The following is a 19,106-nucleotide window of genomic DNA, read 5'->3' as shown; positions in this document are numbered from 1 at the left end:
CCTCCCCCCGAGAGCGCCGGTCTGTTATGTTTGAAATCCCTCCCGACAGGAGAATGCGCCGATGCGCACGGTTAAGATCGCGGTTGCGTCCGTCATGATGTCAGCCGCCCTCTATGGCTGTTCCAAGGGAGGCGAAGCCCCCGCACCCCAAGCGCCCCCCGTCACGGTCGCCACGCCGCTGGTGCGTCAGGTCGTCGACTGGGATGAAGTCACCGGCCGCTTTGAAGCGCCTCGCTCGATCGATGTACGCGCCCGCGTCGGCGGCTACATCCAGTCGGTCCACTTCAAGGACGGCGATTTCGTCCGTCAGGGCCAGCTGCTGTTCACCCTCGACCCGCGCCCGGCCCAGGCCGCGCTGGCGTCGGCCCAGGCCCAGCTGGCCCAGGCCCAGGCCCAGCTGACCCTGGCCCGCACCGAGTTCGCCCGCGCCGAAGGCCTGCTGGCCTCGCAGGCCGTGTCCCAGGCCGAGGTCGACGCCAAGCGCGGCGCCGTGGCTCAGGCCCAGGCCGCCGTCTCGGCCGCCAACGCCGCCATTCGCGCCCGTCAGCTGGACGTCGAGTTCACCCGCGTCGTCGCCCCGATCGCGGGCCGCGTCTCCGACCGTCGCGTCGATCCGGGCAACCTGATCGGCGGCGGCTCCTCGGCCGGCGACATCCTGACGACCGTGGTCTCGGCCTCGCCCATCTATTTCGTCTTCGACGGCTCCGAAGCCTTGGCGCTGAAGTATCAGCGCGAAGCCCGCACGGGCGGCCCGGCGCCGATCCGCATCCGCCTGCAGGATGAGACCGCCTACAGCCGCACCGGCGCTCTGGACTTCACCGACAACGCCATCGACACCGCCTCGGGCACCATCCGCCTGCGCGCCGTGGTCCCCAACGCCGACGGCTTCCTGAAGCCCGGGATGTTCGGCCAGGCGCAACTGGCCGGCGGCGGTTCCTATCAGGCCCTGCTGGTGCCCGACGCCGCCATCGCCACCGACGCCGCCCGCCGCGTCGTGATCGTCGTCAACGCCGACGGCACGACGGCGCCGCGCCCGGTCCAGACTGGCCCCCTGGTCGACGGCCTGCGCGTCATCCGTTCGGGCCTGAAGTCGACCGACCGCGTCATCATCGCCGGCGGTCAGCGCATCCAGATGCCGGGCATGAAGGTCACGCCCAAGAACGGGACCATCGCCCCCGTCGCGCCGCAAGCGGGCGCGGCCCCCGTCACCCAGGCGGCGCCGGCCTCCAGCGCCTCCTTCGCCAACGCGGGCTGATCCTAGATGAATATCTCCCGCTTCTTCATCGACCGCCCGATCTTCGCGGGCGTGATATCGGTGTTCATCACCCTGATCGGCCTGTTCGCCTATCCGATGCTGCCCCTGTCGCAGTATCCGGAGATCGCGCCCCCGACGATCACCATCAACGCGGCCTACCCCGGCGCCTCGGCCGAGACCCTGGCCGAGACCGTGGCCGCCCCCATCGAACAAGAGGTCAACGGCGTCGAGAAGATGCTTTACCTGACCTCCTCGTCCACCTCGGACGGGGCGGTGGCTATCACGGTGACCTTCCAGCCCGGCACGGATCTCGATTCCGCCCAGGTGCTGGTCCAGAACCGCGTCGCCCTGGCCGAGCCCAAGCTGCCCGAACAGGTCCGCCAGATCGGCGTGACGGTCAACAAGGCCGAAAGCGGCTTCCTGATGATCGTCGGCCTGACCTCGCCGGACGGGAGCCTAGATAACGACTACGTCGGCAACTACGCCAACTCGACGCTGCGGGACCGCCTGCTGCGGATCGACGGCGTGGGCCAGGTCCAGGTGTTCGGCGGCGGCAACTATTCGATGCGCGTCTGGATCGACCCGGCCAAGGCGGCCGAGCGCGGTCTGACGGGTCCCGACATCGTCGCCGCCCTGCGCGCCCAGAACGTCCAGGCCGCGGCCGGCGCCATCGGCCAGCCGCCCTTCGCCACCAACGCCGCGGCCTTCCAGCTGCCGGTGCAGGTGCAGGGCCGTCTGTCCGATCCCGACCAGTTCGCTGACGTCGTCATCAAGACCGACGCCGAAGGCCGCGTGACCCGCGTCCGCGACGTCGCCCGTGTCGAACTGGGCGCCCAGGACTACGGCATCCGCGGCTTCTTCGACGGCCAGCGCGGCGTCGGCATCGCCATCGTCCAGCAACCAGGCGCCAACGCCCTGGGCACCGCCGACCGCGTCCTGGCCGAGGTCGAGGCGATCAAGGCCGAACTGCCCGCGGGCATGGCCGTCTCCATCCCCTACAATCCGACGGAATTCGTCGCCGCCTCGGTCGAGGCGGTGCAGCACACTGTGCTGGAAGCCCTCGTCCTGGTGGCCCTGGTCGTCCTGATCTTCCTGCAGACCTGGCGCGCGGCCATCATCCCCATCATCGCCATCCCGGTCGCCCTCGTCGGCACCTTCGCCGTGCAGCTGGCCCTGGGGTATTCGATCAACTCCCTGTCGCTGTTCGCCCTCGTCCTGGCCGTCGGCATCGTCGTCGATGACGCCATCATCGTGGTCGAGAACGTCGAGCGATATCTGCGTCAGGGGCTGACGCCCAAGGAGGCCGCCTATCGTTCGATGCAGGAGGTCTCCGGCGCCCTGATCGCCATCGGCCTGGTGCTGACGGCGGTGTTCGTGCCGACCGCCTTCGTCCCCGGCATTCCCGGCATCTTCTATCGCCAGTTCGCCGTCACCATCGCCTCGGCGACGCTGATCTCGCTGGTGGTGTCGCTGACCCTGTCCCCGGCCTTGGCCGCCCTGCTGCTCAAGCCGCACACCGACCACGACAACATCCGCAAGCCGGGTCTGTGGGGCGCGGTCACCTACTACATCCGCTGGGCCGGGGCCAAGTTCAACCAGGGCTTCGACTGGCTGTCGGACAAGTATGGTCGCCTGACCGCCCGCCTGGTGCGCTCGCTGATGCTCGTCATGATCGTCTATGCGGGCCTGCTGGCCCTCACCGGCTGGCGCCTGGTGGACACGCCCTCGGGCTTCATCCCCGAGCAGGATCAGGGCTTCCTGATCGGCGTCGTCCAACTGCCCGCCGGCGCCTCGCTGGACCGCACCGAGGCCGTGATGAAGCGCGCCGACGAGATCATCCAGAAGACCGAGGGTGTCGACGGCACCGTGGCCTTCGCCGGTCTCGACGGCTCCAGCTTCTCGTTCGGGTCCAACGCCGCGACCATCTTCGTGCGCCTCGACGCCTTCGAGGACCGCACCAGGGAACAGGCCGCCGTCGCCCTGGCCGGCGCCATCACCGGCGCCACCGGCGGCATCGAGGACGCCAACATCTTCGTCATCGCCCCCCCGGCCGTTCAGGGCCTGGGCAACGGCAACGGCTTCAAGATGATGATCCAGGACCGTTCGGGCGCGGGCTACCGCGCGCTGGAAGGCGCCACCTTCGCCATGATGGGCGGCGCCGCCCAGAGGCCCGATCAGGTGCAGCAGGTCTTCTCGACCTACAACACCGGCTCGCCGCGCATCGGCGCCGACGTCGACCGCAACAAGGCCCTGATGATGGGCGTCCAGCCCTCGGCCGTGTTCGACACCCTCGGCGTCTATCTGGGTTCGTCCTACATCAACGACTTCAACCTGCTGGGGCGCACCTTCCGCGTCACCGCCCAGGCTGAACCCTCGTCGCGGGACGACATCGCCGACATCGCCAATCTGAAGACCCGCTCGGCCACCGGCGCCATGGTGCCGATCGGCGCCGTCGCCAACCTGCGCGAGGACTCCGGTCCGGCTCGCGTCGTCCGCTACAACCTGTTCCCGGCTTCCGAGCTTCAGGGGCAGTCCGCGCCGGGCGTCTCGTCCGGTGAGGGCATCGCGGCGATGGAAAATCTGGCCGCTCAAGCCCTGCCGCAAGGCTTCAGCTACGAGTGGACCGAACTGGCCCTGCAGGAGAAACAGGCCTCGGGCGGCGCCTCGCTCATCTTCGTCATGGCCGTGGTCTTCGTCTTCCTGGTTCTGGCGGCGCAATATGAGGCCTTCACCCTGCCGCTCGCGGTGGTGCTGATCGTGCCCATGTGTCTGCTGGCGGCCATGATCGGGGTGAACATCCGCGGTCTGGACAACAACATCCTGGTCCAGATCGGCCTGGTCGTCCTGATCGCGCTCGCGGCCAAGAACGCCATCCTGATCGTCGAGTTCGCCAAGCAGGCGGAAGAGGAAGAGGGCATGGATCGCTTCGAAGCGGCTGTTTACGCCGCCAAGGTGCGTCTGCGTCCGATCCTGATGACCTCCTTCGCCTTCATCTTCGGCGTCGTGCCGCTGATGCTGGCGACCGGCCCTGGCGCCGAAATGCGCCAGTCGCTGGGCACGTCGGTCTTCTCCGGCATGCTGGGCGTGACCTTCTTCGGCCTGATCTTCACCCCGGTCTTCTACGTCATGATGCGCTGGCTCGCGGCCAAACTGCCCAAGCCGCCGGTCAAGGAACGCGACCTGCCGACCACCTATGGCGCCCCGCCGCATGATCCGTACGACCCCAACGACCCCGCGCCGGCCGCGCCGACCACGGCCAGCCCGCGCCTGGGAGACGCCTGATGAACCGTAAAGCCCTTCCCTTCCTGACCGCCTCCAGCGCCGCGCTTCTACTCGCAGCCTGCGCGGTCGGGCCGAAGGCGCCCGACGCCGCCCTTCCCCCCCAGGCCTCGGGCGCCTTCATCGGCTCGCAATCCGCCTCGGTTTCGACCGAGGCGGCCCGCGCCGACTGGTGGCGTCTCTATAACGACGCTGCACTGGACGGCCTGATCCAGCAGGCCCTGACCGAGAACAACGAACTGGAGGCGGCCGCGGCCAATCTGCGCGCCGTCCGGGCCTCGCTGTCCGAAGCCCGCGCCGGCCGTCTGCCGAGCACCAATCTCAACACCTCGGGCCAGTACGGCCGCGCCTCGGCCGCGACCACGGCCGACGGCAACAACGGCCAGCCGTTTGAGAACAGCGAGACCTACAGCGGCGGCCTCGACATGGCCTATGAGATCGATTTGTTCGGTCGCGTGGGCTCGACCATCCGCGCCGCCCGCGCCGACGCCGACGCCGCCCGTGAGGCGCTGGAGGTGATCCGCATCTCGGTCGTCGCCGAAACGGCTCGAGCCTATGCCGACACCTGTTCCGCCAACGCCCAGATCGCGGTGGCGGAACGGACCATCGACCTGCAGTCCAAGACCGTCGACCTGACCCAGCGTCTGCTGGACGGCGGTTCCGGCAACGGTCTGGACGTGGCCCGCGCCCGCGCAGCGCTTGAATCCACCCGCGCCAGCCTGCCGCCGCTGCGGGCCCAACGCGACGGCGCCCTCTATCGCCTCGCCACCCTGACCGGGCGCACCCCGGCCGAGGCCAGCGAGGCGGCGCGCGGCTGCCAGTCGCCGCCGCAGCTGTCGCAGCCGATCCCGGTCGGCGACGGCGCGACGCTACTGGCTCGTCGTCCCGACGTGCGTCAGGCCGAGGCCCGTCTGGCCGCCGCCGCCGCCCGCGTCAACGTGGCCACCGCCAGCCTCTATCCGACCATCAGCCTCGGTGGATCCCTGGGCACGACGGCGCTGGACAGCAATGATCTGGGCAAGGATTCCAGCTTCCGCTTCAGCGTCGGCCCGCTGATCAGCTGGAACTTCCCCAACATCGCCGTGGCCCGCGCCCGCATCAAGCAGGCCGACGCCCAGACCGACGCGGCCCTGGCGACCTTCGACCAGACCGTGCTGACGGCGCTGCAGGAAACCGAGACGGCCCTCAGCGCCTACGCCAATGAACTGGACCGCCGCACGGCCCTGCGCACCGCGCGGGATCAGGCGGCGACGGCGGCGCGTCTGTCGCGCCTGCGTTTCGACGCCGGCGCCGACAGCTTCCTGACGGTGCTGGATTCGGAACGGACCCTGGCCGGCGCCGATGCGGCCCTCGCCGCTTCGGAGGCCCAGGTCACCACCTACCAGATCGCCCTGTTCAAGGCCCTGGCCGGCGGCTGGGATCAGGCCCCAGATCCTGAAGCCTAATCCCGAAGCCTGATCCTCGGATCATCGCTGAACATGGAAACGCCCGGCAGGTTCGACCCCGCCGGGCGTTTTCTTTTAGAGCGCGCCGCACGATTTTCACGTCCGCAGACGTGACCCCGGCCCGATTGATGCTCTAGGGAGAATGCGTGACCGTTCCCGCCGCGCCCTCCCCCGCCGCCGACATCACCGCCGAGGCCTCGCCCGCGACGGCGCTGGCTCACGCCCGACGCGTCGTGGTCAAGATCGGCTCCTCCCTGCTCATCGACCACGCGACCCGCGCCGTCGCCCGCGACTGGCTGGCCTCGCTGGCCCAGGACATCGCCGCGCTGCGTCAACAAGGCCTCGAGGTCATCGTCGTCTCCTCCGGGGCCGTGGCCCTGGGGCGCGGACGGCTGAACACCACGCCGGGCCGGCTGCAGGACAAGCAGGCCGCCGCCGCCGTCGGCCAATCCCTGCTGATGCACGCCTGGGAAGAGGCCCTGGCCCCTCACGGCCTAATCACCGCCCAGGTCCTTTTGACCCGCGACGACACTGAACGCCGCCGCCGCTGGCTGAACGGGCGGGCCACGGTCGAGGCCCTGCTGGCCCACGGCGTCGTCCCCGTGGTCAATGAAAACGACACCGTCGCCACCGAGGAAATCCGCTACGGCGACAACGACCGACTGGCCGCCCGCGCGGCCCAGCTGGCGCGCGCCGACCTGCTGATCCTGCTGTCCGACGTGGACGGCCTCTACACCGCCGACCCGCGCCGCGATCCCGAGGCCCGACACCTGCCGCTGGTCGAGAGCCTCGGCCCCGACATCCTCGGCATGGCCAGCGGCGCCAATGCCGAGGCCGGGGTCGGCACCGGCGGCATGGCCACCAAGCTGGCGGCGGCCCAAATCGCCCGCTCGGCCGGCTGCGCCACCGTCATCGCCTCGGGCCTGACCCCGCATCCGCTGAAGGCCGTGACCGAGGGCGCGCGCGCCACCCTGATCACCGCCCCGGCCACGCCGCTCGCCGCCTGGAAACAGTGGATCGCCGGCAGCATGGCGCCGGGCGGCGCGCTGACGCTGGACGACGGCGCCGTGCGCGCCCTGAAGGCGGGCAAGAGCCTTCTGCCCTCGGGCGTCGTCGCCGTCAGCGGCGACTTCGAGAAGGGCGAGAGCCTGCGCCTGCTGGACGCGAGCGGCGCCGTCGTCGGCGTCGGTCTGGCCGCCTATCCGGCCGACGAGATCGCCCTGATCCGGGGCCGCCATTCCGACGAGATCGAAGGCCTGATCGGCTATCGCGGCCCCTCGGTCGTGATCCACCGCGACGACCTGGTGCTGGAAACCCGATGACCGACATCAACGCTCTCATGCTCGACATGGGCCGCCGCGCCCGCGCCGCCGCCGACGCCTTGCGCGCTGCGACGCCGGACGCCCGCACCGAAGCCCTGACCCGCATCGCCGCCGGCCTGCGCGCCGCCGAGGCCGAGATCCTGGCCGCCAACGCCCGCGACATCGCTGACGCCCGCGCCTCCGGCCTGTCCGAAGCCCTGATCGACCGCCTGGCCCTGACGCCCGCCCGCGTCGAGGGCATGGCCGTCGCCGTCGAGACCATCGCCGCCCAGCCCGATCCGGTCGGCGCCGAGATGGCCCGCTGGACCCCCGCCAATGGTCTGGACATCGCCCGCGTCCGCACCCCCATCGGCGTGCTGGGCGTCATCTACGAGAGCCGCCCGAACGTCACCGCCGACGCCGCCGCCCTGTGCCTGCGCTCGGGCAACGCCGCCATCCTGCGCTGCGGTTCGGATTGCCTGGAATCCTCGCGCGCCATCGCCGCCGTTGTGAGCCGCGCCGTGGCTGAGGCCGGCCTGCCCGCCGACGCCGTCCAACTGGTCCCCGTCGCTGATCGCGAAGCCGTCGGCGCCATCCTGTCGGGGCTAGAGGGGTCCATCGATCTGATCATTCCGCGCGGCGGCAAGAGCCTGGTCGCCCGCGTTCAGGCCGAGGCCAAGGCCCCCGTGCTCGGCCACCTCGAGGGCCTGTGCCACACCTATCTGGACGCCGCCGCCGACCTCGACGTCGCCCGCCGCGTCGCCGTCAACGCCAAGATGCGCCGCGTCTCGGTCTGCGGCGCCACCGAGACCCTGCTGGTCGATCGCGCCGCCGCCGAGCGCCTGCTGCCCGCCGTCGCCGCCGACCTGATGGCCGCCGGTTGCGAACTGCGCGGCGACGCCGAGACCCGCGCCCTTATCCCCGAAGCCGCCGAAGCCGTCGAGGCCGACTGGACCACCGAATACCTGGCGCCCGTCCTGTCGGTGCGGGTCGTCGACGGCGTGGACGGCGCGGTCGAGCACATCCGCCGCTACGGCTCGGGCCACACCGAGGCCATCGTCACCGCCGACGCCGACGCCGCCGAGCGCTTCGCCAATGGCGTCGATAGCGCCATCGTCCTGATCAACGCCTCGACCCAGTTCGCCGATGGCGGCGAGTTCGGCTTCGGCGGCGAGATCGGCATCTCGACCTCGAAACTGCACGCCCGCGGCCCCGTCGGCGCCGAACAGTTGACCACCTACAAATACGTCGTGCGCGGCCAGGGCCAGACCCGCCCCTGATAACGGCTCCGCCTTTTCCGGGATGACGCGGGCCTCAAGTAGCCCGAAGGGCGATAGGCCCCAGAATCACGCGCGGTAGGCCCAAAGAAAAAGGGCGGCGCCGCAGCGCCGCCCTCTCCTGTCTTTCCGAACCGATCCGTCACTGGACGGGGCGGCCCTCGGTATCGACCACCTGCACCTCGCCCAGGTTCAGGGCGCGGATCTTGGGTTCGATGGCGGCGCGGTCGCCGACCACCACCCAGGTCGTCGGCCCGTCGCCGACGATGGCGCGCGCCGCGACCGAGGCCGACTGCGGCGTCGTCGCATTCACCCCGGCGGCATAGCCGTCGTAGTAGTTCTCGGGCAGGCCGTAGACGACCATCTGGGTCAGGTCGCCCATGACCGAGGCGTTGGTCTCCCAGTCGCCGGCCATGCCCTGGATCAGGTTGGCCTTGACCGCGCTCAGCTCGCCTTCCGTGACCGGACGCGAGCTGATCACTTCGCTCAGCTCACGACGGACTTCGGCCGCGCTTTCGGCGGTCTTGTCGGCCTGAACCGCCGCCGTCGCCGCGAACAGGCGGGGGCCGTTGGCCGTGCGCACGCCGGCGCCCGCGCCATAGGACCAGTGCTTGTCCTCACGCAGGTTCATGTTGATCCGGCTGGTGAAGGCGCCGCCCAGGGCCGTGTTGAAGGCCACCTGCGAGGGCTGGGCCGCGGCGTCGAAGGCCGGGGCCAGGCGGCCCGCCGTGATGATCGACTGCGGACCGGCACGGTCGACGATCAGCACCCGGGGCGTCGCGGGCGCGGCCGCCGTCACCAGCGCCGCCTTGACCGGCAGCGGCGTCGAGGGCGCGCGCCAGCCGCCCAGGGCCCGCTCCAGCTGGGTCTTCAGCTCGGCCATGCTGATGTCGCCGACGACCACCAGGGTGGCGTTGTCGGGGCGGAACCAGGTGTCGTGGAAGGCCTTGGCGTCCGCCGGCGTCAGCGCCGCCACCGACTGTTCCGTACCCGAGGTCGGACGACCATAGGGGCTTTGTGGCCCATAGACGTCGGCGGCCAGGATGCGGTTGGCGATGGCGCCGGGGTTGCGGTTCGCCTGCTGGATGCCCGAGACCTGCTGCGCCTGGGCGCGGGCGAAGTCGGCCGGACGGAAGGCCGGATTCTCGATCACGTCGGCGAACAGGTCCAGCGACGGGGCCAGGCGCGGCGTCAGCGCCGTCAGCGACACCGAGCTGTAGTCGGTCGCCGAGCCTGCGCCGAGCGTGGCGCCCAGCAGCTGGGTCCGGTCGCTGATCTGCAGGGCGTCCATATGGGTGGTGCCGTTGGTCATCACCGCCGGAGCCAGCTGGGCGATGCCCGCCTTGTCGGCGCCGTCCGCCGCCGAACCGGCGTTGACGATCAGGTTCATGCTGACCGTCGGCACGCCGTCGCGCGACGCCAGCACGACCTTCAGACCGTTCGACAGGGTGGCGTGTTCGATGTCGGGGAAGTCGGCCGCAGGCACGGCGCCGGGCGTCGGCACGCCCTTGGAACGATCGACGTCCGTCGCCGCGACCGAATAGTCGGGGAAGGGCAGGACCGACAGGGCATAGCTGCCGTCGGTCAGCCAGGCGCGGCCCGCGGCCGTCAGATCGGCGGGACGGGCCGCCAGGATGCGCTCATAGCCGGCCTTCCAGGCGCCAGGATCGCCCAGATAGACCTCGCTCTCGGCCAGGATGTCGGACTTGCCGCCAAAGCCGCCGATCCGCTCGGAGCCGCGGATGAAGGCCGCGCCGACGTTGGTGCGGGCGCGCTCCAGTTCGTCGGCCGTCGGGCCGTCGCGCAGCAGCCGGGCCATTTCCTCGTCGACGATGGCTTCAATGCGCTTCAGGTCCTGGCCGGGCTTGGCCGTGACCATGACCAGGAACTGGCTGCCGATCTCGGCTTCCGAGTTGAAGGCGCCGACCGAGGTCGCGATCTGATCGTCGAACACCAGGCGCTTGTAGAGGCGCGAGTTGCGGCCGCTGCTCAGAACCTGACCCAGCATCCCCAGATAGTCGGCCTCGGCCGTTCCCGTCGGCGGCGTGTTCCACACCTTGTAGAGGCGCGGCTGGCCGACGCGGTCATACATGGTCTCGCTCTGGGCGCCCGTCATCTTGGCGATCATCTGGTTGGGATGGGTCACCGGCGGGCCCGAGGGGATGTCGCCGAAGTAGCGTTCGACCTTGGCCCTGGCTTCCTCGGGCGTGATGTCGCCGGCCAGGACGATGACGGCGTTGGCGGCGCCGTAATAGTCGCGGAACCAAGCCTTGACCGTATCCAGGTCGGCCGCGTTCAGATCGTCCATCGAGCCGATGACGGTGTGGCCATAGGGATGGTCGGCCGGATAGGTGGCGTTGGTGATGGCGTCCCAGGCCCGGCCATAGGGCTGGTTCTCGCCCTGGCGTTTCTCGTTCTGGACGACGCCGCGCTGCTCATCCAGGCGCGCCTGGTCGATGGCGCCCTGCAGATGGCCCATCCGGTCGCTTTCCAGCCACAGGATCGAGTCCAGCGCCGAGGTCGGCACGTTCTGGAAATAGTTGGTGCGGTCGTTGTTGGTGGTGCCGTTCTGGTCGGTCGCGCCCAGCAGCTCCGTGCCCTTGAAGAAGTCGTTGTTGTAGTTCTCGGACCCGTTGAACATCAGGTGTTCGAACAGGTGGGCGAAGCCCGAACGGCCGGTCGGCTCGTTCTTGGATCCCACGTGGTACCAGATGTTCACCGCCACGATCGGCGCCTTGTGGTCCTCGTGGACGATCAGGGTCAGGCCGTTCGACAGCACCATCCTGGTGAAGGGGATGTCCACGTCGGGCAGGGCCGGCAGGGCGGCCGCGGCGGTGCGGTTCTGGGCGGCGGGCGCCGGTGCGGCGGGCAGCGGATTGGCCTGGGCGGCGGCGGCCAGAAGGCTGACGGCGGCCCCGCCCAGCAGGGCCAGGCGGCGTGCGGTGATGGTCATGAATTCCCCCATGCGATGTCGCGATGGGGAGGACCGTAACGTCGCTATCCCGTCAGAAACGAACCTTTCTAAAATTTAATCCGCCCGCGCGCCCGGCGCCGCCTCTACGAGGTGCGAAACAATGCTGCGCTGCACACGCAAAACTGGATACAATATGCCCTAAAACAACAACAACCAGACATATCGTGCTGTTGATCATCATTTTTAGGCGGTATGCAGGATTATATTTGCACATCAACGCGGGATTTCGCTTAATGAGCAAATGCAAAAAGGTGGTCGTTCCAACCCTGGTGGTTTCCTGATTGAACAGCGTCGGCTGGAGAAACAGCCCGCTGACGCGCGTCTGCGCGCCTTCACCGAGATCACGGTCAAACCGACCGCTGACGGCGGCGCGGCTCAGGCCGGGCGCTGCACCGACTGCGGCGTGCCCTTCTGCCAGAACGCCTGCCCGCTGCAGAACAGCATCCCCGACTGGCTGGCCCTGTCGGCCGACGGCGACCTGCGCGAGGCCTGGCGCGTCGCCGCCGCCACCTCGACCATGCCCGAGATCTGCGGCCGCATCTGCCCGCAGGACCGTTTGTGCGAAGGCGCCTGCACCCTGCAGCAATCCGGCTGGGACGGCGTCACCATCGGCTCGGTCGAGGCCTGGATCGCCGACACGGCCTTCGACAACGGCTGGGTCGAGCCCATCCGCCCCTTGGCCGAGCGCGGCCAGAGCGTCGGCATCGTCGGCGCCGGTCCCGCCGGCATGGCCGCGGCCGACCGGCTGCGCAGCGCGGGTTACAGCGTCGTCGTCTATGACCGCCACGACCGCGTCGGCGGTCTGCTGACCTACGGCATCCCCGGCTTCAAGCTGGAGAAGCGCGTCGTTCAGCGCCGGGTGGACCGGCTGGTCGAGGGCGGCGTCGAGTTCGTGCTCAACTGTTCGGTCGGCGTCGACGTGACCTTGGACGAGCTGCGCGACCGCCACGACGCCGTGTTGCTGGCCATGGGCGTCTATCAGGCGCGCATCCTGACAGTGCCCGGCCGGGGCGCGAACGACACGGTCGCCGCCCTGGACTTCCTGATCGCCCAGAACCGCGTCGACTGCGGCGACGCCCCCGTGGCCGACGCGCCCCACGCCAGGGGCCGCAAGGTCGTCGTGATCGGCGGCGGCGACACGGCCATGGACTGCGTCCGCACCGCCGTCCGCCAGGGCGCGACGAGCGTCGTCTGCCTGTACCGCCGCGACCGCGAGAATATGCCCGGCTCCGCCCGTGAAGTTCAGAACGCCGAGGAGGAAGGCGTCCGCTTCGAATGGCTGGCCGCGCCCAAGGCCCTGCTGTCGCGCGACGGCGCCGTCGTCGCCGTCCGCGCCCAGCGCATGGCGCTGACGGAGGCCGCCCCCGGCCAGCGCCGCGACATCGCCCCGGTCGCCGGTTCGGATTTCGACATTCCCGCCGACCTGGTGATCGAGGCCCTGGGCTTCGAGCCCGAGCCCTTCGCCGAACAGATCGACGCGGGGCTCGCCCTCAGCAAATGGAACACCATCCAGGTGGCGCGCGGCGGTTTCGCCGCCAGCTTGCCGGGCGTGTTCGCCGCCGGGGACGCCGTGCGCGGCGCCTCCCTCGTCGTCTGGGCCGTGCGCGACGGCCAGGACGCCGCCGCCGAAATCGACCGTTACCTGCGCGCGCGTACCGAGGAAGCCGCCGCATGACCGACGCACCGCAACAGAACTGGCTGGCCCGCTACGAAGAGAACCGCGACCGCCTGACCGCCGGCCACGCCTATGATCCGTCGTCCGAGCGCGACGCCTGCGGCGTGGGCCTGGTCTGCGCCATCGACGGCAAGCCTCGCCGCGAAATCGTCGAGATGGCCATCAAGTCGCTGAAGGCCGTGGCCCACCGCGGCGCGGTCGACGCCGACGGCCTGTCGGGCGACGGCGCCGGGATCATGATCGAGATCCCCCAGGGCTTCTTCGCCGAACAGGTCCGCAGCGTCGGCCAGACCTTGCGCCCCGGCCCCATCGCCGTCGGCCAGGTCTTCCTGCCGCGCACCGATCTGGGCGCCCAGGACCAGGCCCGCGCCATCGTCGAGACCGAGGCCCTGCGTTCGGGCTTCTACATATACGGCTGGCGCCAGACCCCGCTGGACCTGACCGTGGTCGGGACCCGCGCCGACGCCACCCGGCCCGAGATCGAACAGATCATGCTGGCCGCGCCCGAAGACATGGATGGGGAAGCGCTGGAGCGCGAACTCTACCTGTGCCGCCGCCGCATCGAAAAGGCGGTCCAGGCCTCGGGCCTGAACGGCTTCTACCTCTGTTCCCTGTCGGCGCGCTCCATCGTCTACAAGGGCATGGTCCGGGCCGAACTGCTGGGCCAGCTCTACGTCGATCTGAACGATCCGCGCGTCGAGTCCGGCTACGCCGTCTTCCACCAGCGCTATTCGACCAACACCTTCCCCGAGTGGAAGCTGGCCCAACCCTTCCGGATGCTGGCCCACAACGGCGAGATCAACACGCTGAAGGGCAACCTCAACTGGATGCGCAGCCATGAGATCCGCATGGCCGCGACCGCCTTCGGCGACCGCGACGGCGAGGTCAAGCCGGTGGTCCAGCCGGGCGGCTCCGACTCCGCCGCCCTGGACAATGTCTTCGAGGTCCTGGTCCACGCCGGTCGCCCCGCCCCCATGGCCAAGGCCCTGCTGGTGCCCGAGGCCTGGTCCAGCGACGACGTGATGATGAAGGCCGAGCACCGCGCCTTCTACTCCTACTGCAACGCCGTGATGGAGCCGTGGGACGGCCCCGCCGCCCTGTGCGCCGTCGACGGCCGCTGGGTCGTGGCGGGCAAGGACCGCAACGGCCTGCGCCCCCTGCGCGCGGTCGAGACCGTGGACGGCCTGCTGCTGGCCGGCTCCGAGGCCGGCCTGGTCCCCCTGCCCGAGGGCCGGATCAAGCGCCGCCTGCACATCGGCCCCGGCAAGCTGATCGCCGTCGATATGAAGCACGGCCGCCTCTACGACGAGGAGGCCGCCATCGACGCCCTGGCCGCCGCCCATCCCTATGAGGAATGGCTGGGCAACATGGTCGATCTGGAGCCGGTCATCGGCCCCGGCCCCGAGCCGCGCGCCGCCGTCGGCGAAGGCCTGATCCGCCGCCAGATCGCCGCCGGTTTCAGCCGCGAGGATCTGGACCTGCTGCTGGACGCCCTGGTCAAGGACGGCAAGGAGGCCCTGGGCTCCATGGGCGACGACGCCCCGCCCGCCGTCCTGTCCAGCCTGCCGCGACCGCTGGCCCACTACTTCCGCCAGAACTTCTCCCAGGTCACCAACCCGCCCATCGACCCTCTGCGTGAAGCCGGGGCCATGAGCCTGAAGACCCGCTTCAAGAACCTGGGCAACATCCTGGCCCAGGACGCGGCCCAGACCGACGTCTTCGTGCTGGACAGTCCCGTCCTGACCACCGGCATGTACGGCCGGCTGCTGGACGTGGTCGGCGCGGGTTCGACCGCGGTCATCGACTGCACCTATGACCTGCCAGGCAAGGACGACAAGCCGGGCGCCCGCCTGCGCGACGCCCTGGACCGCATCCGCGACGAGGCCGAGGCCGCCGCCCGCGACGGGGCCGCCCTGATCGTCCTGACCGACGAACACGCCGCCGGCGACCGGCTGGCCGCGCCCATGATCCTGGCCACGGCCGGGGTGCACGGCCGTCTGCTGGACAAGGGCCTGCGCTCCTTCTGTTCGCTGATCGTGCGCTCGGCCGAGACCCTGGACCCCCACGCCTTCGCCGTCCTGGTCGGGGTCGGCGCCACCGCCGTCAATCCCTGGCTGGCGCAGGAGCTGTTCCAGGAACGGCTGGAGCGCGGCGCCTATCCGGGCCTGAGCCTGCGCGACGCCTGCCTGAACTATAAAAAGGGCATCGAGGCGGGCCTGCTCAAGGTTCTGGCGCGCAAGGGGATCAGCGTCATCTCCGCCTATCGCGGCGGCTGCGAGTTCGAGGTTCTCGGCCTGTCCCGCGCCCTGACCGCCGAATTCTTCCCCGGCGCCCCGTCGCGCATCTCCGGCATCGGTCTGGCCGGTCTGGAGCAGGCGGCCCTGCGTCGTCACGGCGCGGCCTGGAGCGAGGCCGTGCCCTCGCCCTCGATGGGCGGCTTCTTCCGCATCCGCGCGGGCGGCGAGGCCCACGCCCACGACGCCAGGACCATCCACCTGCTGCAGGACGCGGTGAACCGCGGCGACTACAAGCGCTTCAAGCAGTATTCGGCCGCCGTTCGCGAACAGCCGGATCTGGCCCTGCGCGACCTGCTGGACTTCCGCGAAGGCCTGACCCCGGTGCAGTTGCACGAGGTCGAAAGCGTCTCGGACATCCGCCGCCGCTTCCTGTCGCAAGCCATGTCCCTGGGCGCCCTGTCGCCTGAGGCGCATGAGACCCTGAACATCGCCATGAACCGGATGGGCGCGCGCGCCGTCTCCGGCGAGGGCGGCGAGGACCCGGATCGCTACATCCCCCGCGCCAACGGCGACAACGCCAACTCGGCGGTCAAGCAGGTCGCCTCGGGCCGGTTCGGCGTCACCGCCGAATACCTGAACCAGTGCCGCGAGATCGAGATCAAGGTGGCGCAAGGCGCCAAGCCCGGCGAGGGCGGCCAGCTGCCCGGCTTCAAGGTCACCGAGTTCATCGCCCGGATGCGCCACGCCGTGCCCGGCACGACCCTGATCAGCCCGCCGCCGCACCACGACATCTATTCGATCGAGGACCTGGCCCAGCTCATCTACGACCTGAAGGCGATCAATCCCGACGCCAAGGTCACGGTGAAGCTGGTCTCGGCCTCGGGCATCGGGGCCATCGCGTCCGGGGTGGCCAAGGCCAAGGCCGACGCCATCCTGATCGCCGGCCACAACGGCGGCACCGGCGCCTCGCCGCAGACCTCGATCAAGCACGCCGGCCTGCCGTGGGAGATCGGCCTGGCCGAGGCCCATCAGGTCCTCAGCCTGAACCATCTGCGCTCCTCGGTCAGCCTGCGCGCCGACGGCGGTCTGCGCACCGGCCGCGACGTGGTCATCGCCGCCCTTCTGGGCGCCGAGGAGTTCGGCATCGGCACCGCCGGCCTGATCGCCATGGGCTGCCTGCTGGTGCGTCAGTGCCACTCCAACACCTGCCCGGTCGGCATCTGTTCGCAGGACGAGCGGCTGCGCGCCAAGTTCACCGGCACGCCCGAGAAGGTGGTCAACCTCTTCACCTTCATCGCCGAGGAGGTGCGCGAGATCCTGGCCTCGCTGGGCGCCCGCACCATCGACGAGATCGTCGGCCGCACCGACCTGATGCGCCAGACGCGGCGCGGCGGCACGCACCTGGACGATCTGGACCTCAATCCCCTGCTGGTGAAGGTCGACGTCGACCGGCCCGGCCGCTGGGCCGACAAGGTCCGCAAGCCCGTCCCCGAGAGCCTGGACGCCCAGGTGCTGAAGGACGCCCAGGCCTTCCTGGAGCGCGGCCAGACGCTGGAGCTGTCCTATCCGCTGAACAACACCCAGCGCACCGCCGGCGCCGGCGTCTCCTCGGCCATCGTCCGCCGCTTCGGTCCCAAGGGTCCGGCCGGCCGGTTGACGCTGAAGCTGGAAGGCATCGCCGGTCAGAGCTTCGGCGCCTTCGGCGCGCGCGGCCTGATCCTCGACGTCACCGGCGAGGTCAACGACTATGTCGGCAAGGGCCTGTCCGGCGCCGACATCATCGTCCGCCCGCCCGAATGGCGTGAAAACCAGCTGCTGTGCGGCAACACCACCCTCTACGGCGCCACCTCCGGCCGGCTGTTCGTGGCCGGCGGGGCGGGCGAGCGCTTCGCGGTCCGCAACTCCGGCGCCGAGGCCGTGGTCGAGGGCCTGGGCGCGCACGGCTGCGAATACATGACCGGCGGCCGCGTCGTGGTGCTCGGCCCGGTGGGCTGGAACCTGGCGGCGGGGATGAGCGGCGGCGAACTGTTCCTGCTCGACCCCGACAACGTCGCCCCGCGCGCCCTGAACGGCGACCTGGCCGCCATCGCCCCGATGGACGAGGCCGCCGCCCGGCGTCTGCACGATCTGGTTCAGGCGCATGCGTCCAGCACCGGCTCGCCGCTGGCCCGACGCCTGCTGGCCGACTGGAGCAAGGCCCTGCCCCAGTTCGCCCGCATCGCGCCGCTGACCACCCTGGCCGCCCTCCCGGTCGCCGCCAACACCGACGTCAGGCCCGCCGCCCGGGCCTGACGTCGCCTTCCCTTCCGCCGCGTCTTCTCCTCGAGACCTTCATGCACCCATCGACGATCCTCAAGGCCGCGGCATTCTGTTGCGGCCTTGTCGCCTTGGCGCTTGCTGCGCCCGCCCTCGCCGCGACGCCGCCGAATCTGCTGGCGCATCAAGTCCCGCTGGCGCTGGACGGTCCTGGCACGGCCTGGATCCTGACCTCGACGGCCCTGGTGCTGATGATGACCCTGCCGGGTCTGGCGCTCTTCTACGGCGGCATGGTGCGCAAGAAGAACCTGATCGCCACCATCGCCCATTCCACGGCGGCCATGGCCATTGTCACCGTCCTGTGGTTCGTCGCCGGCTACACCCTATCCTTCGGGACCGTTGACGGTCCGGCCAACGGCTTCATCGGCAGCCTCCAGGCCCTGTTCCTCAACGGCGTCGGGGTGAAGACGGCGCACGCCCTGACCCCCGGCCTGCCCGAGTTCCTGTGGATCAGCTATCAGCTGACCTTCGCCATCATCACCCCGGCCCTGATCGCGGGCGCCTTCGCCGAGCGGATCAAGTTCTCGGCCAGCGTCCTCTTCTTCACCCTGTGGCACCTGATCGTCTATGCGCCGATCTGCCATCAGGTCTGGGGCGGCGGCTGGATGGGCGAGCTGGGCGTGCTCGATTTCGCCGGCGGCGCCGTGGTCCACGTCAACGCGGGCGTGGCCGGCCTGGTCTGCGCCATCGTGCTCGGCCCGCGCCACGGCTGGGGTCGGGACAACATGGCCCCGCACAACCTAGCCTTCACCGCCATCGGCACGGGCCTGCTGTTCGTCGGCTGGATGGGCTTCAACGGCGGCTCGGCGGCCGGCGCCAACGAGATCGCCGCCGTCGCCGTCTTCAACACCCTGCTGGCCCCCGCCGCCGCCGCCGTCGGCTGGATAGCGGTCGAGTGGACGCTGAAGAAGAAGCCGACCCTGCTGGGCCTGCTGACCGGCGTGGTCGCGGGCCTGGTCGCCATCACCCCCGCCGCCGGCTTCGTCGATCCGAAAGGCGCCTTCCTGATCGGCCTGATCTCGGGTCCGGTCGCCTATGTCGGGGCCGTCTGGCTCAAGCATAAGCTCAAGTACGACGACAGTTTGGACGCCTTCGGGGTGCACGGTGTCGCCGGCATCGCCGGGGCCCTGCTGACCGGGGTCTTCGCCAACGCCGCCATCAACCCCCTGGCCGAAGGGGCCACCGTGTGGAAACAGGCCATCGGCCTGGGCGGCGCCATGGTCTGGAGCGCCGTCGGCACCTTCCTCGTGCTGATGATCTGCAAATACACCGTCGGCCTGCGCGTCGAGAAGGAGGCCGAGATCGAGGGCCTCGACTACAGCCAGCATGGCGAGGCCATGCACTAGC

General features: G+C 70.1%; 9 protein-coding genes. 8 read left to right on the top strand and 1 reads right to left on the bottom strand.

The window, feature by feature from the left end; genetic code table 11:
• Positions 1-61: 61 nt before the first annotated feature.
• The 5 genes from ACREEF_RS00360 to ACREEF_RS00340 all read left to right on the top strand — a co-directional run bounded on the left by ACREEF_RS00360 (position 62) and on the right by ACREEF_RS00340 (position 8,560).
• Positions 62-1,255 carry an efflux RND transporter periplasmic adaptor subunit gene (locus tag ACREEF_RS00360; protein WP_431563628.1) on the top strand — a complete coding sequence of 398 codons (1,194 nt, stop codon included), beginning with the start codon at positions 62-64 and terminating at the stop codon, positions 1,253-1,255.
• 6 nt (positions 1,256-1,261) lie between these two features.
• The gene (locus tag ACREEF_RS00355; RefSeq protein WP_431563627.1) at positions 1,262-4,537 is read left to right on the top strand and encodes an efflux RND transporter permease subunit; all 3,276 of its coding nucleotides are present in this window, start codon (positions 1,262-1,264) and stop codon (positions 4,535-4,537) included.
• A complete protein-coding gene (locus ACREEF_RS00350) occupies positions 4,537-5,979 on the top strand; it encodes an efflux transporter outer membrane subunit (protein ID WP_431563626.1) in 1,443 nt (480 codons plus the stop codon). Before ACREEF_RS00355 ends, ACREEF_RS00350 begins: the two co-directional genes overlap by 1 nt.
• A gap of 182 nt (positions 5,980-6,161) precedes the next feature.
• Entirely contained in the window at positions 6,162-7,301 is a 1,140-nt protein-coding gene (gene proB, locus ACREEF_RS00345; protein WP_431563674.1) for a glutamate 5-kinase, read from the top strand.
• Positions 7,298-8,560, top strand: coding sequence for a glutamate-5-semialdehyde dehydrogenase (locus ACREEF_RS00340; RefSeq protein ID WP_431563625.1), 1,263 nt, complete (start codon positions 7,298-7,300; stop codon positions 8,558-8,560). The genes proB and ACREEF_RS00340 overlap by 4 nt, the downstream gene beginning before the upstream one ends.
• 139 nt (positions 8,561-8,699) lie before the next feature.
• Here ACREEF_RS00340 and ACREEF_RS00335 read toward each other — a convergent pair whose 3' ends face one another.
• Positions 8,700-11,510 carry a M16 family metallopeptidase gene (locus ACREEF_RS00335; RefSeq protein ID WP_431563624.1) on the bottom strand — a complete coding sequence of 937 codons (2,811 nt, stop codon included), beginning with the start codon at positions 11,508-11,510 and terminating at the stop codon, positions 8,700-8,702.
• A gap of 262 nt (positions 11,511-11,772) precedes the next feature.
• Between ACREEF_RS00335 and ACREEF_RS00330 the strand changes: the two genes are divergently transcribed.
• From ACREEF_RS00330 to ACREEF_RS00320, 3 genes are read left to right on the top strand one after another with little or no spacing between them, the layout of a single operon-like run.
• Positions 11,773-13,206 (top strand): NAD(P)-dependent oxidoreductase, encoded by a 1,434-nt coding sequence (locus ACREEF_RS00330; protein WP_431563623.1) that lies wholly within the window; start codon positions 11,773-11,775, stop codon positions 13,204-13,206.
• Positions 13,203-17,735 carry a glutamate synthase large subunit gene (gene gltB, locus ACREEF_RS00325; RefSeq protein ID WP_431563622.1) on the top strand — a complete coding sequence of 1,511 codons (4,533 nt, stop codon included), beginning with the start codon at positions 13,203-13,205 and terminating at the stop codon, positions 17,733-17,735. Before ACREEF_RS00330 ends, gltB begins: the two co-directional genes overlap by 4 nt.
• A gap of 41 nt (positions 17,736-17,776) precedes the next feature.
• Positions 17,777-19,105, top strand: coding sequence for an ammonium transporter (locus tag ACREEF_RS00320; protein WP_431563621.1), 1,329 nt, complete (start codon positions 17,777-17,779; stop codon positions 19,103-19,105).
• Position 19,106 lies beyond the last annotated feature (1 nt).

Source organism: Brevundimonas sp. (genome assembly GCF_050729455.1).
GTDB lineage: Bacteria > Pseudomonadota > Alphaproteobacteria > Caulobacterales > Caulobacteraceae > Brevundimonas.
The sequence above is the reverse complement of the archived record's forward strand: the minus strand, read 5'-3'. Positions and strand labels throughout refer to the sequence as shown.